Source organism: Nocardia barduliensis (genome assembly GCF_013315795.1).
Classification (GTDB): domain Bacteria; phylum Actinomycetota; class Actinomycetes; order Mycobacteriales; family Mycobacteriaceae; genus Nocardia; species Nocardia barduliensis.
Genome location: NZ_JABLTE010000081.1, coordinates 1 through 15,442, shown reverse-complemented (window position 1 = coordinate 15,442; position 15,442 = coordinate 1). Strand labels below are relative to the sequence as shown.

The 15,442-nt window shown below is 68.5% G+C and carries 16 protein-coding genes and 1 pseudogene; 8 read left to right on the top strand and 9 right to left on the bottom strand.

Annotated features, from left to right (window positions below; genetic code table 11):
• Positions 1–8: 8 nt before the first annotated feature.
• Positions 9–203: a DUF3046 domain-containing protein gene (locus tag HOV91_RS28010; RefSeq protein WP_174188358.1), complete on the top strand. Its 195-nt coding sequence runs from the start codon at positions 9–11 to the stop codon at positions 201–203.
• Positions 200–1,444, top strand: a complete 1,245-nt coding sequence (locus HOV91_RS28005; RefSeq protein ID WP_312884797.1) for an aminoglycoside 3'-phosphotransferase — start codon at positions 200–202, stop codon at positions 1,442–1,444. Before HOV91_RS28010 ends, HOV91_RS28005 begins: the two co-directional genes overlap by 4 nt.
• A gap of 3 nt (positions 1,445–1,447) precedes the next feature.
• Here the strand turns inward: HOV91_RS28005 and HOV91_RS28000 are convergent, their stop codons facing one another.
• Positions 1,448–1,963 (bottom strand): CGNR zinc finger domain-containing protein, encoded by a 516-nt coding sequence (locus HOV91_RS28000; protein WP_174188357.1) that lies wholly within the window; start codon positions 1,961–1,963, stop codon positions 1,448–1,450.
• A gap of 154 nt (positions 1,964–2,117) precedes the next feature.
• Between HOV91_RS28000 and HOV91_RS27995 the strand changes: the two genes are divergently transcribed.
• The 5 genes and pseudogenes from HOV91_RS27995 (at position 2,118) to recX (ending at position 6,167) form a co-directional block, all read left to right on the top strand.
• Entirely contained in the window at positions 2,118–2,579 is a 462-nt protein-coding gene (locus tag HOV91_RS27995) for a VOC family protein (protein WP_174188356.1), read from the top strand.
• 32 nt (positions 2,580–2,611) lie between these two features.
• Positions 2,612–3,496: a pyridoxamine 5'-phosphate oxidase family protein gene (locus HOV91_RS27990; RefSeq protein ID WP_174188355.1), complete on the top strand. Its 885-nt coding sequence runs from the start codon at positions 2,612–2,614 to the stop codon at positions 3,494–3,496.
• A gap of 24 nt (positions 3,497–3,520) precedes the next feature.
• Positions 3,521–3,969, top strand: a pseudogene (locus tag HOV91_RS27985) (nuclear transport factor 2 family protein).
• 301 nt (positions 3,970–4,270) lie between these two features.
• Positions 4,271–5,314 (top strand): recombinase RecA, encoded by a 1,044-nt coding sequence (gene recA, locus HOV91_RS27980; RefSeq protein WP_174188354.1) that lies wholly within the window; start codon positions 4,271–4,273, stop codon positions 5,312–5,314.
• 286 nt (positions 5,315–5,600) lie between these two features.
• On the top strand, positions 5,601–6,167 hold the full coding sequence (recX, locus tag HOV91_RS41275) for a recombination regulator RecX (RefSeq protein ID WP_217441244.1): 567 nt from the start codon (positions 5,601–5,603) through the stop codon (positions 6,165–6,167).
• A 417-nt stretch (positions 6,168–6,584) separates the two neighbouring features.
• Here recX and HOV91_RS27970 read toward each other — a convergent pair whose 3' ends face one another.
• The 8 genes from HOV91_RS27970 to HOV91_RS27935 all read right to left on the bottom strand — a co-directional run bounded on the left by HOV91_RS27970 (position 6,585) and on the right by HOV91_RS27935 (position 13,525).
• Positions 6,585–7,037 carry a GlcG/HbpS family heme-binding protein gene (locus HOV91_RS27970; protein WP_174188352.1) on the bottom strand — a complete coding sequence of 151 codons (453 nt, stop codon included), beginning with the start codon at positions 7,035–7,037 and terminating at the stop codon, positions 6,585–6,587.
• Positions 6,985–7,932 carry a DMT family transporter gene (locus HOV91_RS40895; protein ID WP_174188351.1) on the bottom strand — a complete coding sequence of 316 codons (948 nt, stop codon included), beginning with the start codon at positions 7,930–7,932 and terminating at the stop codon, positions 6,985–6,987. Before HOV91_RS40895 ends, HOV91_RS27970 begins: the two co-directional genes overlap by 53 nt.
• Entirely contained in the window at positions 7,922–9,442 is a 1,521-nt protein-coding gene (locus HOV91_RS27960; RefSeq protein WP_174188350.1) for a flavin monoamine oxidase family protein, read from the bottom strand. The genes HOV91_RS40895 and HOV91_RS27960 overlap by 11 nt, the downstream gene beginning before the upstream one ends.
• Positions 9,443–9,726: 284 nt before the next feature.
• Entirely contained in the window at positions 9,727–9,930 is a 204-nt protein-coding gene (locus HOV91_RS27955) for a hypothetical protein (RefSeq protein WP_174188349.1), read from the bottom strand.
• A gap of 314 nt (positions 9,931–10,244) precedes the next feature.
• A complete protein-coding gene (locus HOV91_RS27950) occupies positions 10,245–11,138 on the bottom strand; it encodes an amino acid ABC transporter permease (protein ID WP_174188348.1) in 894 nt (297 codons plus the stop codon).
• A complete protein-coding gene (locus HOV91_RS27945) occupies positions 11,135–11,812 on the bottom strand; it encodes an amino acid ABC transporter permease (RefSeq protein ID WP_174188379.1) in 678 nt (225 codons plus the stop codon). The genes HOV91_RS27950 and HOV91_RS27945 overlap by 4 nt, the downstream gene beginning before the upstream one ends.
• A gap of 91 nt (positions 11,813–11,903) precedes the next feature.
• Positions 11,904–12,746 carry a glutamate ABC transporter substrate-binding protein gene (locus HOV91_RS27940; RefSeq protein WP_174188347.1) on the bottom strand — a complete coding sequence of 281 codons (843 nt, stop codon included), beginning with the start codon at positions 12,744–12,746 and terminating at the stop codon, positions 11,904–11,906.
• Positions 12,747–12,796: 50 nt separating this feature from the next.
• On the bottom strand, positions 12,797–13,525 hold the full coding sequence (locus tag HOV91_RS27935) for an amino acid ABC transporter ATP-binding protein (RefSeq protein WP_043728254.1): 729 nt from the start codon (positions 13,523–13,525) through the stop codon (positions 12,797–12,799).
• A gap of 260 nt (positions 13,526–13,785) precedes the next feature.
• On the opposite strand from HOV91_RS27935, the gene miaB reads away from it, so the two are divergent.
• Complete coding sequence (gene miaB / locus HOV91_RS27930; RefSeq protein WP_312884795.1) at positions 13,786–15,330, top strand: tRNA (N6-isopentenyl adenosine(37)-C2)-methylthiotransferase MiaB; 1,545 nt, start codon at positions 13,786–13,788, stop codon at positions 15,328–15,330.
• Positions 15,331–15,442: the final 112 nt, after the last annotated feature.

The window sequence follows — 15,442 nt, the reverse complement described above, 5'->3', positions numbered from 1 at the left end:
TCGGGACGGTGCGGTTGACCGAGTTTCAGGAACTGTTGCACACCGAGTTCGGTGTGGCCCGGGGCGACGCCCTGCTGACCGACCATGTGATCCCCGCGCTGGGCGGGCGCACCGGAGCCGACGCCATCGAAGCCGGGGCCGATCCCCGCGACGTCTGGCGCGCGCTGTGCGCCGAATTCGACGTCCCGAGGGCGCGCTGGTGAACTTCCCGGGGCAGGTGGAGCGGGACGAGCCGCTGTACCGGTTCGACGAGCGGCAGCGAATGATCCCGCACGATCCGCAGCGCTTGGCCGTCCGGGTGGCGCAGGCCCGCCCGGACGACTTCGCAGGCTACCGGCAGACCGGCATCGAACTGATGCTGCTCGGTCGCTACGACGAGGCGCTCGATCACCTCGATCGCGCGCTGGAACTGGTGGACACCGAGCGGCGCAGGATCAGCGTGTGGATCAACCTGGGCGACGTCTACCGCTACCGCGGTGACGCGGCCACCGCCGAGACGCTGTACCGCCGCGCGGTGGAGCACGCGCGGGCGGCCGCTCCGGAGGTGCTCTCGTTCGCCGTGCAGCACCTGGGCAAGGCGCTCGCCGAGCGGAACCAGCTGACCGAGGCGCACGCGCTGCTGGCCGAGGCGATGCGGCTGCGCGTCGCGGAAGGCGATCCCGAGGAGATCGAGTCCACCCGCGCCGCCCTCGACACGCTGAGCGAGCTGCCCATCCCGTTGCCGCCCATGGTCGCCGCGCTGCTCGGCGAGTCGCCGACCTGGTCGCACGAGCACGAGGGCATGAGTGGCGGCGTGGTGTTCGTCGACGGGGCCTATTGGCTCAAACGCGGACCGAAGGCGGTCGCCGAGTACGAGCGGTTGAGCTGGTTGCGCGGCCGGGGGATCGCCCTGCCGGAGGTCGCCGCCTTCGAAGACGACGTGCTGGTGCTCGCGGACGCGGGCGCACCCAGCCTCGCCGCGCGAGCCGGGTTCGAGCGCACTTACCTCGACTCCATCGGCGCCGTCATGGGCACGGTCCTGCGGCGGCTGCACGACATTCCGATCCGCGAGTGCCCCTTCGACGGCCGTCTCGACGTCGTGCTGGCACAGGCGCGCCGCCACGTGGTGGAAGGTCTCGTCGACGCGGACGACTTCGACGACGACAACTCCGGATCCACCCCGGCGGACGTCCTGGCGCGATTGCTGGCGCAGCGCCCCGGCCAGGAGGATCTGGTGGTGGCGCACGGCGACTTCACCCCGCCGAACGTGCTGGAGAACGAGACCCTCCTCGATGTCGGCGCGCTCGGCGTGGCCGACCGCTATCGCGATCTGGCGCTGGCCGTGCGCGACCTGCGGGCGGACTTCGGCGACGCGGAGGTCTCCGCCTTCTACCGGGCCTACGGGCTGACCGAGCCGGACGAGAGCCGCTTGGCGTACTACCGGCTGCTCGATGAATTGTTCTGAGGTTCACGCTTTACGCGCGTAGTGCCGCGCCGCCTTGGTGCGGTTGCCGCAGGTGGCCATGGAGTGCCAGCGGCGGGTTCCGTTCTTCGAGGTGTCGAAGAAGAAGAGCACGCACTCCGGGTGCGCGCACTGCCGGATCCGGTCGGGCGCGGTGCGCAGCAGACCCAGCAAGTTGTCGGCGGCCAGCCAGGCGGGTAGCCATGTCCGCTGCGGCACCTCCACCAGATCGGCCGGTCCGGACGCGGTGAGCGAACGGCGGATGCGGCCGTGCTCGAGCACGTCGTCCAGGCCCTCGGTCGAGGCGTGCACGACCACGTCGTAGATGGCCGTCCGGGCGGCCAGGACCGCGTCCAAAGTCACCTCGTCGGCGCTCGCGCGATCGGCGAGGCCCGCCGACGTCAACCAGATGCCCAGGCCGACGACGTCGGTGAGCAGATCCCGGGGTCCGTGCTCGATCCAGCGCGTGTTCAGCAGGTCGAGCGCCAGCGGTTCACCGAGGTGGGGGCGTGGATCGGGCATGACCGAGGGTATCGAGTGCGGGTCGCCGGGCACGGTGGCCACCTCCGCTCTAACTGGTCAAGTTGCTTTCAGTGGTTGACAGTGCGGTCCCCTGCTCCTAGGTTCTAACTATTCAAACCGTAATAGACGGTTGAACATTCCGAGGAGGAACACCATGACCGCCGTTGCCGCACCTCAGCTCGCCACCGGGCACATCGGCCTCAACGTCTCCGATCTGGATCGTTCGGTGGACTTCTACCGCCGCGCCCTCGGCTTCGAGCAGCTCGCCGCGAGCACCGACGCCCAGCGCCGCTGGGCCTTCCTCGGTGCCGACGGCAAGCTGGTCGTCACCCTGTGGGAGCAGAGCGACGGCGCGTTCTCCACCGCGACGCCCGGCCTGCATCACCTCTCGTTCCAGGTCGACGGCATCGACCAGGTCCGCGCGGTGGAGCGGGTGCTGCGTGAACTCTCGGTCGACTTCGCCCACGACGGCGTGGTGGCGCACGGCGAGGGCGTCGCCTCCGGCGGGATCTTCTTCACCGATCCCGACGGCATCCGGCTCGAGGTCTACGCCCCCAGCGGCGCCGAAACGGCTCCCGCGCCCAGCGGCGCCGCCCCGACCTGCGGGTTCTTCTGATCCGGTCGGCGCGCAACGAAGGGAGGATCGCGATGGAGCCGTTTCACCACGGGGAGGTCGCCGTCCAGCGCCGGATGGGCCAGGCGCACATCGCCGAACGGGTCGGCCGCATGATCCGTCCCGATATCCCCCCGGTAGCCGCCGGCTTCCTGGCCGAACAGCGCATGGTGGTGCTCGCCGCCGCCGACCCGGCGGGCAGGCTGTGGGCCGGCGAACTGGTCGGGCAGCCGGGCTTCGTGCGGGCGGTCGATGACCGGACGATCACGGTCGGGACCCGTCCAGCGGCCGCCGATCCGCTGCACGAAGCGTTGACGCACCGTGCCCGCGTCGGCCTGATCGCCCTTCAACCGCAGCGGCGCAGGCGGATGCGGGTCAACGGCGAATCGGCGCCGGAAGGCACGGGCCTGCGCATCGTCACCGATCAGGTGTACTCCAACTGCCCTAAGTACATCTCCCGGCGCGATGTCGCAAGCTACACGCCCGGTGCCGAATCGGCGGCCGTGCGTCGCGGCGTCGAGCTCGACGCGGGTCAGCGAGCCGCCATCGCGGCCGCCGACACCTTCTTCGTGGCGACCGCCGACGAGGACGGCAACGCCGACGCCTCGCACCGTGGCGGGAACCCCGGATTTCTGCAGGTGCTTTCGTCCACGCGCCTGCGCTGGCCGGACTACCGGGGCAATTCGATGTTCATGACGCTCGGCAACCTCGCGGTCAACCCGCGCTGCGGAATCCTGATCCCCGATTGGTCCACCGGAGCGACCCTGCAGCTCACCGGCACCGCCGAACTGGTCTGGGCGGCTGAGACCTTCGCGGCCGGTGCGCAATGCTCTCTCGATTTCACGGTCGAGGAGGTGGTCGAGCGGCCCGGGGGAGCGCTGCGGTGGGGACCTGCCGAACTCTCACCCGTCAATCCCTGAACCCTTCGAGAAAGGAGCGATCCCATGCGACCTCCGCTACCCCCGTTCGACGCGGAATCGGCCAAGGCCAAAGTGCGGGCCGCTGAGAACGCCTGGAACACGCGAGATCCGGAGCGTGTGGCGGCCGCCTACACCGAGGATTCGGTGTGGCGCAATCGTGACGAGTTCTTCACCGGCCGGACGCCATCGTCGAGTTCCTCACCAGGAAGTGGTCCATCGAGAACGGTTATGCGCTGCGCAAGGATCTGTGGGCCTTCGACGGCAACCGCATCGCCGTGCGCTTCCAGTACGAATGGCACGACGAGTCCGGCCGGTGGTTCCGCAGCTACGGCAACGAGCAGTGGGAATTCGCGCCGGACGGACTGATGTCCCGGCGCGAGGCCAGCATCAACGATGTCCGGATCGAGGAGTCCGAGCGGCGCATCTTCGGGCCGCGCGATCCGGGCGACGAGTCGGTGCTACCGCAGCGGTAGGGCGCGCCGCCCGGCCACCACCGGTCCGGGGCCGATGGTGGACAGGATCACCGCGAAGTGACGCCGTCGCCGCGCGTGTTCGAACAGGCGCGGAGGCTGCTGGAGGCCGACCGGATCGCGCCGGTGCGCTGATCGCGCGGCGTTTGCCGAGGACGGCGTGAGCGGCGGGAAATTCGCTGGGCGCGTCACTTGACTCGAACACCTGTTCGTCTAGTCTGGTCGCCAGAACTTGTCGGTGCCGGGCTCTACTGTAGGCGCCAACCACAGAACGAGACTCACCCGTCGAAAAGGGGATCAGGACATGGCACCACAGGCGTACGACCGGGACAAGGCGCTCGAGCTCGCGCTGGCCCAGGTGGAGAAGAGCTTCGGCAAGGGCGCCGTCATGCGCCTGGGCGAGGAGGCGCGCCAGCCCATCTCGGTGATCCCCACCGGCTCGATCGCGCTCGACGTGGCGTTGGGCATCGGCGGCCTGCCGCGCGGCCGCGTCGTCGAGATCTACGGCCCGGAATCCTCGGGTAAGACCACCGTCGCGCTGCACGCGGTGGCCAACGCGCAGGCCGCGGGCGGCGTGGCGGCGTTCATCGACGCCGAGCACGCGCTCGACCCGGACTACGCCCGCAAGCTGGGCGTCGACACCGACGCGCTGCTCGTCTCCCAGCCCGACACCGGTGAGCAGGCGCTGGAGATCGCCGACATGCTGGTGCGCTCCGGCGCCATCGACATCATCGTCATCGACTCGGTGGCCGCGCTGGTGCCGCGCGCCGAGATCGAGGGCGAGATGGGCGACAGCCACGTCGGTCTGCAGGCCCGCCTGATGAGCCAGGCGCTGCGCAAGATGACCAGCGCGCTGAACAACTCCGGCACCACCGCGATCTTCATCAACCAGCTGCGCGAGAAGATCGGCGTGATGTTCGGCTCGCCGGAGACCACCACCGGCGGTAAGGCGTTGAAGTTCTACGCGTCGGTGCGCCTGGACGTGCGTCGCATCGAGACGCTCAAGGACGGCAGCGACGCGGTGGGCAACCGCACCCGCGTGAAGGTCGTGAAGAACAAGGTCTCCCCGCCGTTCAAGCAGGCCGAGTTCGACATCCTCTACGGGCACGGCATCTCCAAGGAGGGCTCGCTCATCGACATGGGCGTCGAGCACGGCTTCATCCGCAAGTCCGGCTCCTGGTACACCTACGAGGGCGATCAGCTCGGCCAGGGCAAGGAGAACGCCCGCAAGTTCCTGCTGGAGAACGTCGACGTCCGCGACGAGATCGAGAAGAAGATCAAGGAGAAGCTCGGCATCGGCGCCGACGTGACGGCCGATGCGGCCGCGGAGGTGCCCGCCGATTTCTGAGCCGAGCAACGGCCGGCGCTCGCCCGGGACAGGTCCGGCCGCTCCCGGACGGCGGGAGTCCGATGCGGTGCGGGATATGCGGCGTCGGCTGGAAGAGCTGCTGTCCGCCTCGGGATCGCCGGCCGCCGTCCGGCCGCGCGGGCAGGAATCCGAACTCGTCCGGAGAGCCGAAGGTGGTTCGGTGGCACCGGACGCCAGGGGAGCTCGGCCGGACGCGTCCGATCCGCAGCGGGCGCGTCCGGCTGGGTCCCGTCGTGGCCCTCGCGACGCGCGGGGGCGTAGCGGCTTGCCCTCGACCGACTCCGGCCGGTCCGAAAGCCGGTCGGCGGGTCCGGTGGCGGCCGGATCCGAAGGCGGGACGGTCGAGCAGGCGAAAGAGGCGTGTCTGCGCTTGCTCGCCGTCCGCGCCCGCAGCCGCGCCGAGTTGGCTCAGCGTCTCGCCGCCAAGGGATACTCACCCGAGGTGAGCGAAGGCGCGCTCGACCGCCTCACCGAAGTGGGCCTCATCGACGACGCCGCATTCGCCGAGCAGTGGGTGCACTCCCGCCACGCCTTCTCCGGCAAAGGGAAACAGGCGCTCGCGCAAGAACTCCGGCGCAAGGGCGTCGCGCCGTCGGAGGCCGCGTCCGCCCTGGAGGCGATCACCGCCGACGACGAGGAAGCCCGCGCCGGTGAGCTGGTCCGCCGCAAATTGCGCTCTTTGCCGCGAGACCTGGACCGGGACAAGACGATTCGTCGTCTCGTCGGCATGCTCGCCCGCCGCGGATACAGCCAGGCCACCGCCTATCGGGTGGTCAAAGCGGAACTGGCCGATCGGGGAGTCGAGGGCGACCTCGACGAGCCCATCGACTGAATTTCCGACCCGAGCGGTCGCGACGATGGCGCCACGCTTATCGGCTCGGGAAAACAGGCTCGGCCGATTCATCGCATGCGATGTTGTGCACGGCCGCCGAAGCCCGTCGAGCGTCATCGGAAGTCGCGGACCCGTGTTCGCCGCCGAATGAGTCTGGCTTCTGTCCGTATCCCGCTCACAACTGCGCTCCACGCCGGTCGGATACGCGGGATAGGGGTGACCGGTGCGGCTACCGGCTCGATGCTGCCCCGCGGTCAACGAAATCTGGGGCGGCTGCGGCGTTTTCGATCACTTCGCTGATTGTCGTTGCTCGGACAGCCGATCGGGGCCCGGCCCGCGGCGGTTGACGTCAGTACCCTTCGTACCGCCGCCGCGGCGGCGCACCGCTGCGTGGGTTTCGGCTGCGGCATGGCCGGTCTATACCTCTCCTGTGTCGGCGGAGAAACCGGCGGCCTCGATACCCGCTACGGCGGCGCGCTCGTCCTCCAAGGAGGTCGCTGCCCCCGTCACGCCCACCGCGCCGAGGATCCCCCCGGCCGCGTCACGGATGAACACGCCGCCGGGCACGTCGAGGATGCGCCCTTCGGCGAGCGCGGCCACCGAGGTGAAAAACGTCGGCGCGGCCGCAGCGCGGCGGGCGATCTCGCGGTTGGGGACACCGAGGCCGAGCACGCCCCAAGCCTTCGCGATCGCGATCTGCGGTCGCAGGATTCCGGAGCCGTCCTGGCGTTGTAACGCGACGAGATGACCGCCGGGATCGAGCACCGCCACCGTGAGCGGGTCGAACCTCTGCTCGACGCCGTAGGCCAGCGCCTCGCTAACGACGAGCGTCGCGCGTTCCAATGTGATCGCGGTCGTGATAACTGTCATTCTCTGCTCCTGTGTCGAGGGTTGTCGAATTGCGCCGGCTGTAGGTCAGTCCCGCGAGCACGAGACCCGCGCCGGTGACCTGCGGCCAGGTGAGGTGTTCCGCGCCGGCCGCGACGGCGAACACCGCCGCCGCCACCGGCACCGCGAACATGAAGACCATCGTTTGCGCCGATCCCACCCGCCGCACGCCCCAGTACCAGGCCACGAGGCCGTAAATGGTCACGGCCAGCACGGAGAAGACCAGGGAGACCACGGTCGTCCCGGAGAACCCCGGCGGATCGTGCGGCGATGCGGGCACGAATGCCGCGGGCAGCAGTATCGCGGCGCCGACCGCCGAAGCCCACACCGTCACCCGCAGGGGGCTGTGGTCGGTGAGCAGGGGACGGGTGACGACCGGGTAGGCGCCCCACAGCGCGGACGCGGCCAAGGCGGCCAGGTCGCCGAGCGCGCGGTTCGGCGACGGGTGGCCCGCGCCGCGGCCGAGGACGACCAGGACCACACCGCTCATCGCCACGCAGGCGCCGATCAGCACGACGGCGCGGACCGGCTCACCGGTCAGCCGGGCCAGCAGCGCCGTCCAGAACGGCGACAGCGCGATCAGGATGGCGGACTCGGTGACCGTGGTGAGCGCCACGGCGGCGCTGAAAGCCAGCTGATACGCCACGATGCCGATCGCGGCCGACAGCGTCAGGCGCGGCCACCACCGGCGCGCGATGACGGGCCTGCCCTCCAGCGCGAGCACCAGGACCAGCAGCAGCGGCGCGGCGGCGGCGAAGCGGATCGCGTTGAAGGTGATCACATCCAGTTCGCGCAGACCCCAGCCGGTGACCGTGTAGCTGGCACCCCATACGACGCTCACCGAGGCGAGCACCCAGGTGGCGCGATCAAGCCGCACGCGGCACGCTCACCTGATCCAGCACTCGGCGCACCGACTCCAGCGCCGATTGCAGCGCGCCTTGGATCCACGCGTGCGCGACCGAGAGATGCTCGCCGGCGAAGAACACCCGTGGCGCCGGATGCGGATGGGGAGCGCCGATTTCCGCGAGGTAGCGCGCGTGCTGTCCCGGCGCCAGATAGGCGAACGCGCCACCGCCGATGCCGACCTGCTCGTCCCAGGTCCAGTGCACGACGTCGTCGACGGTGGCGGTCAGGCCGGGATGCAGCTGTTCGAGCGAGGCGAGTACGACTCTGGTGCGGTCGCTCTCGGGCAGCGCCGCGAACCGCCTGGCGTTGTTCTCCCACAGGTAGGCGGCGGTGAGCACGGCCGGCGCGTGCGAGCGGTCGGTATCCGCGGCGGTCCACCGGTTCGCGCCGGGCGCGAGCCGGGCGTTGTCGGATGGGTACCACACCTGCTGGATCGGCAGATCGGTGAAGCTGCCGCCGCCGAAGATCCCGTCGACGTGTTCCCAGTGCCGATCCCGGACGTGGACGAGCGTCTTCGTGCTGCTGGCGTAACTGATGCCACGGATCGCCTGCCGCTGCGGCGCGGGCAGCACGGGTGTGATGTCGATCTGATCCAGGCCGGGTGCGGGCACCGCGCAGATGACGAAGTCGACCTCGTCGGTCAGCGCGGCGCCGTGCCGCTCGCCGCGCAACCGCACGCCCTCGCCGGTGATGTGCAGCCCGGTGATGCGGGTGGCCAGCCGCAGGCTGCCGGGGCGCAGCGCGTCGGTGAAACCGCGGATGAGCGCGTCGGTGCCGTCGACCAGTTCCCATTGGTCGACGTTGAACAACCCGAAGTAGTCGACGAGCACCTCCAGCAGCGAGGCGTGCTCGTAGTGCAGCAGCCCGCTGGCATGCCCGATCAGATCCCACGCGTCCGGCGAGAGGCGCTGCCGGGCGAACTGCCACAGGGAGGTCGCCGCGAGCCGGTCCAACTCCGGGTCGGCCACGTCACCGGCCAGCAGGGCCTTGCGCCGATGATCGCCGAGGCCCTGCCAGGCGTCGCGCAGCAGCCGCTCGAGTACCAGGAGCGGGTCGGTGCGCTCGGCCTCGCGCAGCTGGTAGGCGGGCAGCACCTGTTCCACCTGCGATCTGCGCACCCGCCGGCCGCGCAGCAGGTAGTACGCGTCCGGGTTGGCGTTGACGAAATGTCTTGTGGCCAAGCCGAACTCGTCGACGTAGTGCAAAGTGCAGTGGTGGTTGCCCGGGATCCGCATCGCGCCGAGCTCACCGTGGGTGCCGTCCCAGAACCGCCAGGTGCGGACGCGCCCACCGGGACGCGCCGTGCGCTCGTAGACCGTCACGTCCAGGCCGTGGCGTTGCAGCTCGTAGGCGGCGGCCAGTCCACTCGCGCCCGCGCCGATCACCGCGACCCGCGCGGGACCGGCGTGCCCGGGGCGGCGCAGTTCACCGGGGAAAGAGAACGACTCGTCGAAGAGCAGGTCGGAGGTACGGCTGGTCATCGAATCATCAACTCCCGCAGGTATGAAGCACTGATGACCGTCCCACCGGTCGAATACCGGGGATCGGCGTATGCCTACGAGATTGGCGGGACGCCGCCGAGGGCACGAGTGTTGCGCTCAGCTCGAGCGCAACACTCATGCGGCCCACGTTCTCTCGAGGCGGCAGCGTCGAGATCGAGCTCCTCACAGGTCAGAACTCGACGGCCCGCCGACGCAAGATCCCGGTTCCCGCAGCGACCGGGGCGGTCGCTGCAAGATAGATGGAAGAGACGAATGAAGATCACTCAGTGATCAGAAAGGTAGAGCACCCATTCGTTGCCTTCTCGAACGCACTGATAGTTGCGGACCCAGGCGGAATGCGCCATCGAGTATTGCCCCCAGCCATGGCATTCGTTGTCGGTTTTGAAACCAGGGACCCTGGTCGGGTCTTCCGCGAGGGCGGTGCCGGTCGTGCCCGCGAAGATGCCGGCGAGTGCGATGGTGGCCACGGCTGCACTCTTTATCAGTTTCATGCTTTTCCCCCGGATGTGTCGATCATGCGAATCAGTGAATCAACCCGCAGTCCGTCCGCTCGTTCGGTTGCATTGTGCGCCATAAGTGCGAACTGTGGAAATTTATCGCTGCAATGCATTGTCCGGCTGTGGAATGCTCAGCTCACGCAAAGTCGATGCGAGCTGCGGGATGTGGCTTTATCGGCTCGAATATGAGACAGTTTGAAGTGTTGATCAACCCCCGCCCCCGAAGTCTGTATTCAACTAATCTCACCACGTAATGCAACGGGGTGTCAAGGGAGATAAGCCGTTCAACGTGTCTTGGTCAGATCCATACCAGGGGTCGCGTCGGTGACGATGGAGGACGCCGCGAGAACGGTCCTGCCGCGCTTGCGGGTGCGCAGGCGACGTTCCAGATAGGTGGCGAAGGTGGTGAGGGAGTAATTGAGCGCGATCATGACGACCGCTATGACGATCAAAGCCGGTATGACGTTCTGTTCGGCGGCGCCTAGTTGCTGGCCCGACCGGACGATCTCGGTGTAGGTGATCTGGTAGCCGAGGGCCGAATCCTTCAACGCGACGACCATCTGCGAGACGAGGGCGGGCAACATCGCCGTGATCGCCTGCGGCAGCAGGACGATCCGCATGAGTTGCCCCTTCCGCAACCCCAGCGCGACGGCCGCTTCTGTCTGGCCCTTGGGCAGCGCACGGATGCCCGACCGCACGATCTCCGCGATCACCGAGCCATTGTAGATCGTCAGCGCGGTCACCACCGCACCCAAGGCGAGCTGGTCGGACGGCAACACCTTGTAGTCGGCGTACAACGAGAAGAGGAAGATCATCAGGATGAGCACCGGGATGGCCCGGGCGAATTCGACGATCGTGCCCGCCGTCGCGCGGACGACCCGGTGATCGGACAGCCGCAGGACGCCGAAGATCATCCCGACCACCAAGGCGAAGACGATCGACAGGACGGCGGCGACGACGGTGCCGCGCAAACCGGGCAGCAAGTAGGTCTCCCACACCTCCTGCTCGAGGAACGGCTTCCACTTCTCGGCCTCGAACTGTCCTTTGCCCACGAAGCCGCGATAGACGAACCATCCGACGGCGATGACCGCCGCGACGAACAGCACCGAATAGGCGTTGTTGCGCAGCCGTGCCTTCGGGCCGGGAGCATCGAACAGGACGGACGCGCCAGAACTCATCGGGCCACCTCGAAACGCTTGGCCAGCCAGCCGAACAGCAGGCCCGTGGGCAGGGTCAGGATCACGAAGCCGAGCGCGAATATGGCGCCGATCTGCAGTGGTGCGGCTTCGGTTTCGTTCATGCCCGCCATCAGAAGTGCGGCCTCGGCCACGCCGATCGCGGAGGCGATGGTGGAGTTCTTGGTCAACGCGATCAGCACGCTACCCAGCGGAGCGATGACCGCGCGGAAGGCTTGCGGCAGCACGATGAGCCGCAGATTCTGGCTGAACGTGAGGCCGAGGGAACGGCCTGCCTCCGACTGGCCGAGCGGCACGGTGTTGATTCCGGCGCGCAGTGATTCGCAGACGAACGCCGCTGTATACACGCTGAGTCCGACGAGGGCCCAGCGGAAGTTGTTCTCGGCGATGTCGTCGGTGCCACCCGACGCCAGCTTGAGCCCCAGGGTGGTACTCAGCCCGAGTGAGCAGAAGACGATGATCAGCGTCAGGGGCGTATTGCGGAAGACGGTCACATAGGCCGCGCCGATCCATCGTGCCACCGGGATCGGCGACACTCGCATGGCGGCCACGAGGGTGCCCAGGATGAGCGCCCCGATCGCGGACACCACAGTCAGCTTGATGGTCACCCAGAATGCGTCGAGCAATTGGGATTGATAGTCCGAGACCAACTCCAACACGGTGGACGCGTCCCTTTCCGGTCGAGGGGAGGGCTTGCCGCCGCGGCGGGGCTTCGGACCGTCCGGAATCCTGCCGCGGCACGCCGGGTCAGTACCGTTCCACCTGCGGGGGCGCCGGGACCTGGAAACCGGTGGCGGCGAAGTTCTTCTCCAGCGCCGCCTTCCAGGCTCCGCTCTGGATCATCGATTCGATCGCGCCGTTGATCTGGTCCCGCGCCTGCTGGTCGCCCTTCTTCAAGCCGATGCCGTACTTCTCGGTGGTGAACGGCTGGCCGACCACCTTCAGCGCTTCCGGGGATTGGGCGGCGAAACCGCGCAGGATGACGTCGTCGGTGGTGACCGCGTCCACGTCGCCGGCCTTCAACGCCTCCACGCACAACGAGTACGTGTCGTACTCCTGCAGCTGAACGTCTTTGGCGTACTTCTCCTTCACGTTCTGCGCGGGAGTGGAGTTCTTCACCGAGCACAACTTCTTGTTGCCGTTGAGTGATTCCACGCCGGTGATGTCGGTGTTGCCGCTCTTGACCAGCAAGGACTGGCCGGTGATGAAGTACGGACCGGCGAAGTCGACCTTCTCTTTGCGCTTGTCGGTGATGGAGTAGGTGGCGACGATGAAATCGACCTGCCCGTTCTCGATCAGCGTCTCACGCTGCGGTGACGGCGCTTCCTTGAACGTGACCTCCTCCGGCCGCACGCCCAGCTTCTCGGCGACGTAGCGGGCAACGTCGACGTCGAGGCCGCTGTAGGACCCGTCCTTGTTCCGCAGGCCCAGACCGGGCTGGTCGAACTTGATGCCGATGGTGAGCTTGCCGTCCTTGGCGTGGTCGAGGGCGGATTTGTCGTCGCCGCCGCCACACGCGGTGGCGGTCGCGGCGGCGAGTGTCAGGGCGATCGCCCCGACACCGATGCGCAGAGCGCGATTGATCCTCATCGAGTTCCTTCTCCCTATCCGTGGGTCTGCTGGCCGCTGTGTCCGGCAGGTCAGTGGCTCAAAATCTTGCCCAGGAAGTCCTTCGCGCGCTCGGACTTCGGGGCGGTGAAGAAGGCGTCCGGCGGCGCGTCCTCCACTACCTGACCGTCGGCCATGAACAGCACCCGGTTCCCCGCGCGGCGCGCGAAGCCCATCTCGTGGGTGACGACCAGCATCGTCATCCCCTCCTTGGCCAGCGACACCATCACTTCGAGCACTTCGTTGACCATCTCCGGGTCCAGCGCGGAGGTCGGCTCGTCGAACAGCATCACCTTCGGGCTCATCGCCAGCGCGCGGGCGATGGCCACGCGCTGCTGCTGCCCGCCCGACAGTTGCGCCGGGTACTTGTCGGCCTGATCGGCGATGCCCACCCGGTCGAGCAGTTGCATCGCGCGGGCTCGGGCGTCGTCCTTCTTGACCTTGCGTACCTTGACCGGCGCGAGCATCACGTTCTCGAGGATCGTCTTGTGCGCGAACAGGTTGAACGACTGGAAGACCATGCCGACGTCGGCGCGCAGCGCGGCCAGGGCGCGGCCCTCGGCGGGCAGCGGGACGCCGTCGATGGCGATGTCGCCGGAGTCGATCGGCTCCAGGCGGTTGATGGTGCGGCACAGCGTCGACTTGCCGGAGCCCGAGGGGCCCAGCACGATGACGACCTGGCCTTTGGGCACCTCCAGGGTGATGTCCTTCAGTACGTGCAGGTCGCCGAAATGCTTGTCCACATTGCGCATCAAGATCATCGGTGGCGCGCTGGTGGCGGCGCTGACGTCCCCGGCAGAGGCGTCCCCGGTGGTGCCGGGAGTGGCGGCGTCGTCGGTCATGGTCATGACCTTAGGCAAAAATCGGAAATTTGCCCGACTTTCCGCGACACACCGTCTCGCCGCGCCGATTCGACATGTGCGCGTAACCCCGCGGTCGCTGCGGCGTCGGTCGCGGATCGCCCGGAGCCTGCGTCTATGCCCGCGGAAGCCGGCGCTCGGCCGCCCCGTACCCTGGATGGGTGGATTCGATCGGACAGGTAGTGCCTGCTCCCGCCGAGGGCACCGCACGCAGTTACGAGGTCCGCACCTTCGGTTGCCAGATGAACGTGCACGACTCCGAACGCTTGTCGGGTTTGCTGGAGGACGCGGGATACGTGAAGGCCGCGCCGGGCGCGACGGCCGACCTCGTCGTCTTCAACACCTGCGCGGTGCGCGAGAACGCCGACAACAAGCTCTACGGCACGCTCGGTCACCTGGCGCCGATCAAGGCGGGCCGTCCGGGCATGCAGATCGCCGTCGGCGGCTGCCTGGCGCAGAAGGACCGCGACGTCGTGGTACGCAAGGCGCCGTGGGTCGACGTGGTGTTCGGCACCCACAACATCGGCTCGCTGCCGGTGCTGCTGGAGCGGGCGCGGCACAACCGGGAAGCCCAGGTGGAGATCCTGGAGTCGCTGGAGGCGTTCCCGTCCACGCTGCCCGCCAAGCGCGAATCGGCCTATGCGGGCTGGGTTTCCATCTCGGTCGGCTGCAACAACACCTGCACCTTCTGCATCGTGCCCGCCCTGCGCGGCAAGGAGGTCGACCGCCGCCCCGGTGACGTGCTGGCCGAGGTGCAGGCGCTGGTGGACCAAGGCGTGCTCGAGGTGACGCTGCTCGGTCAGAACGTGAATTCCTACGGCGCCTCGTTCGCCGACCCGAGCGAGCCGCGTGACCGCGGCGCGTTCGCCAAGCTGCTGCGCGCGTGCGGGCACATCGACGGCTTGGAGCGGGTCCGCTTCACCTCCCCGCACCCGGCCGAGTTCACCGACGACGTGATCGAGGCCATGGCCGAGACCCCCAACATCTGCCCGCAGCTGCACATGCCGCTGCAGTCGGGTTCGGACCGGGTGCTCAAGGCGATGCGGCGTTCCTACCGCAAGGCCCGCTACCTCGGCATCATCGACAAGGTCCGCGCGGCGATGCCGCACGCGGCGATCACCACCGACATCATCGTGGGCTTCCCCGGCGAGACCGAGGAGGACTTCCAGGAAACGCTGGACGTGGTGCGCCGGGCGCGCTTCACCAGCGCGTACACCTTCCAGTACTCCAAGCGGCCCGGTACGCCCGCCGCCGAGATGCCCGATCAGCTGCCCAAGGCCGTCGTCCAGGAGCGCTACGACCGGCTCATCGCGCTGCAGGAGGAGATCTCCCTGGCCGCCAATCAGCAGCTGGTCGGCACCGAGGTGGAGCTGCTGGTGGCCGACGGCGCGGGCAAGAAGAACGCCGCGACCGCGCGGATGAGCGGCCGCGCCCGCGACGGCAGGCTGGTGCACTTCCGCCCGGGTGGCGCCGAGCCGATCCGTCCCGGCGATCTGGTCACCGTCGACATCACCGGCGCGGCGCCGCACCACCTGATCGCCGACGCGACGATCAAGACCCACCGCCGCACCAGCGCGGGCGACGCGCACGAACGCGGCGTCACGCCGAAGACCGCGCCGATCGGCGTGGGTCTCGGCCTGCCCCGTATCGGTGCGCCCGCTCCCGAACCGGTGGGCGCGGCCTGCTCGACCGGCTGCGGCGCATGACCACCACCGGACCCGACGACAACGGCGACGCGGCCCGCGGCGCCGAGGAGTCCGTCCCGGCGTCCGGCGACGACGAGCGCGGCGCGTCCGCGGCAACCCCCCGGAGCGAGCC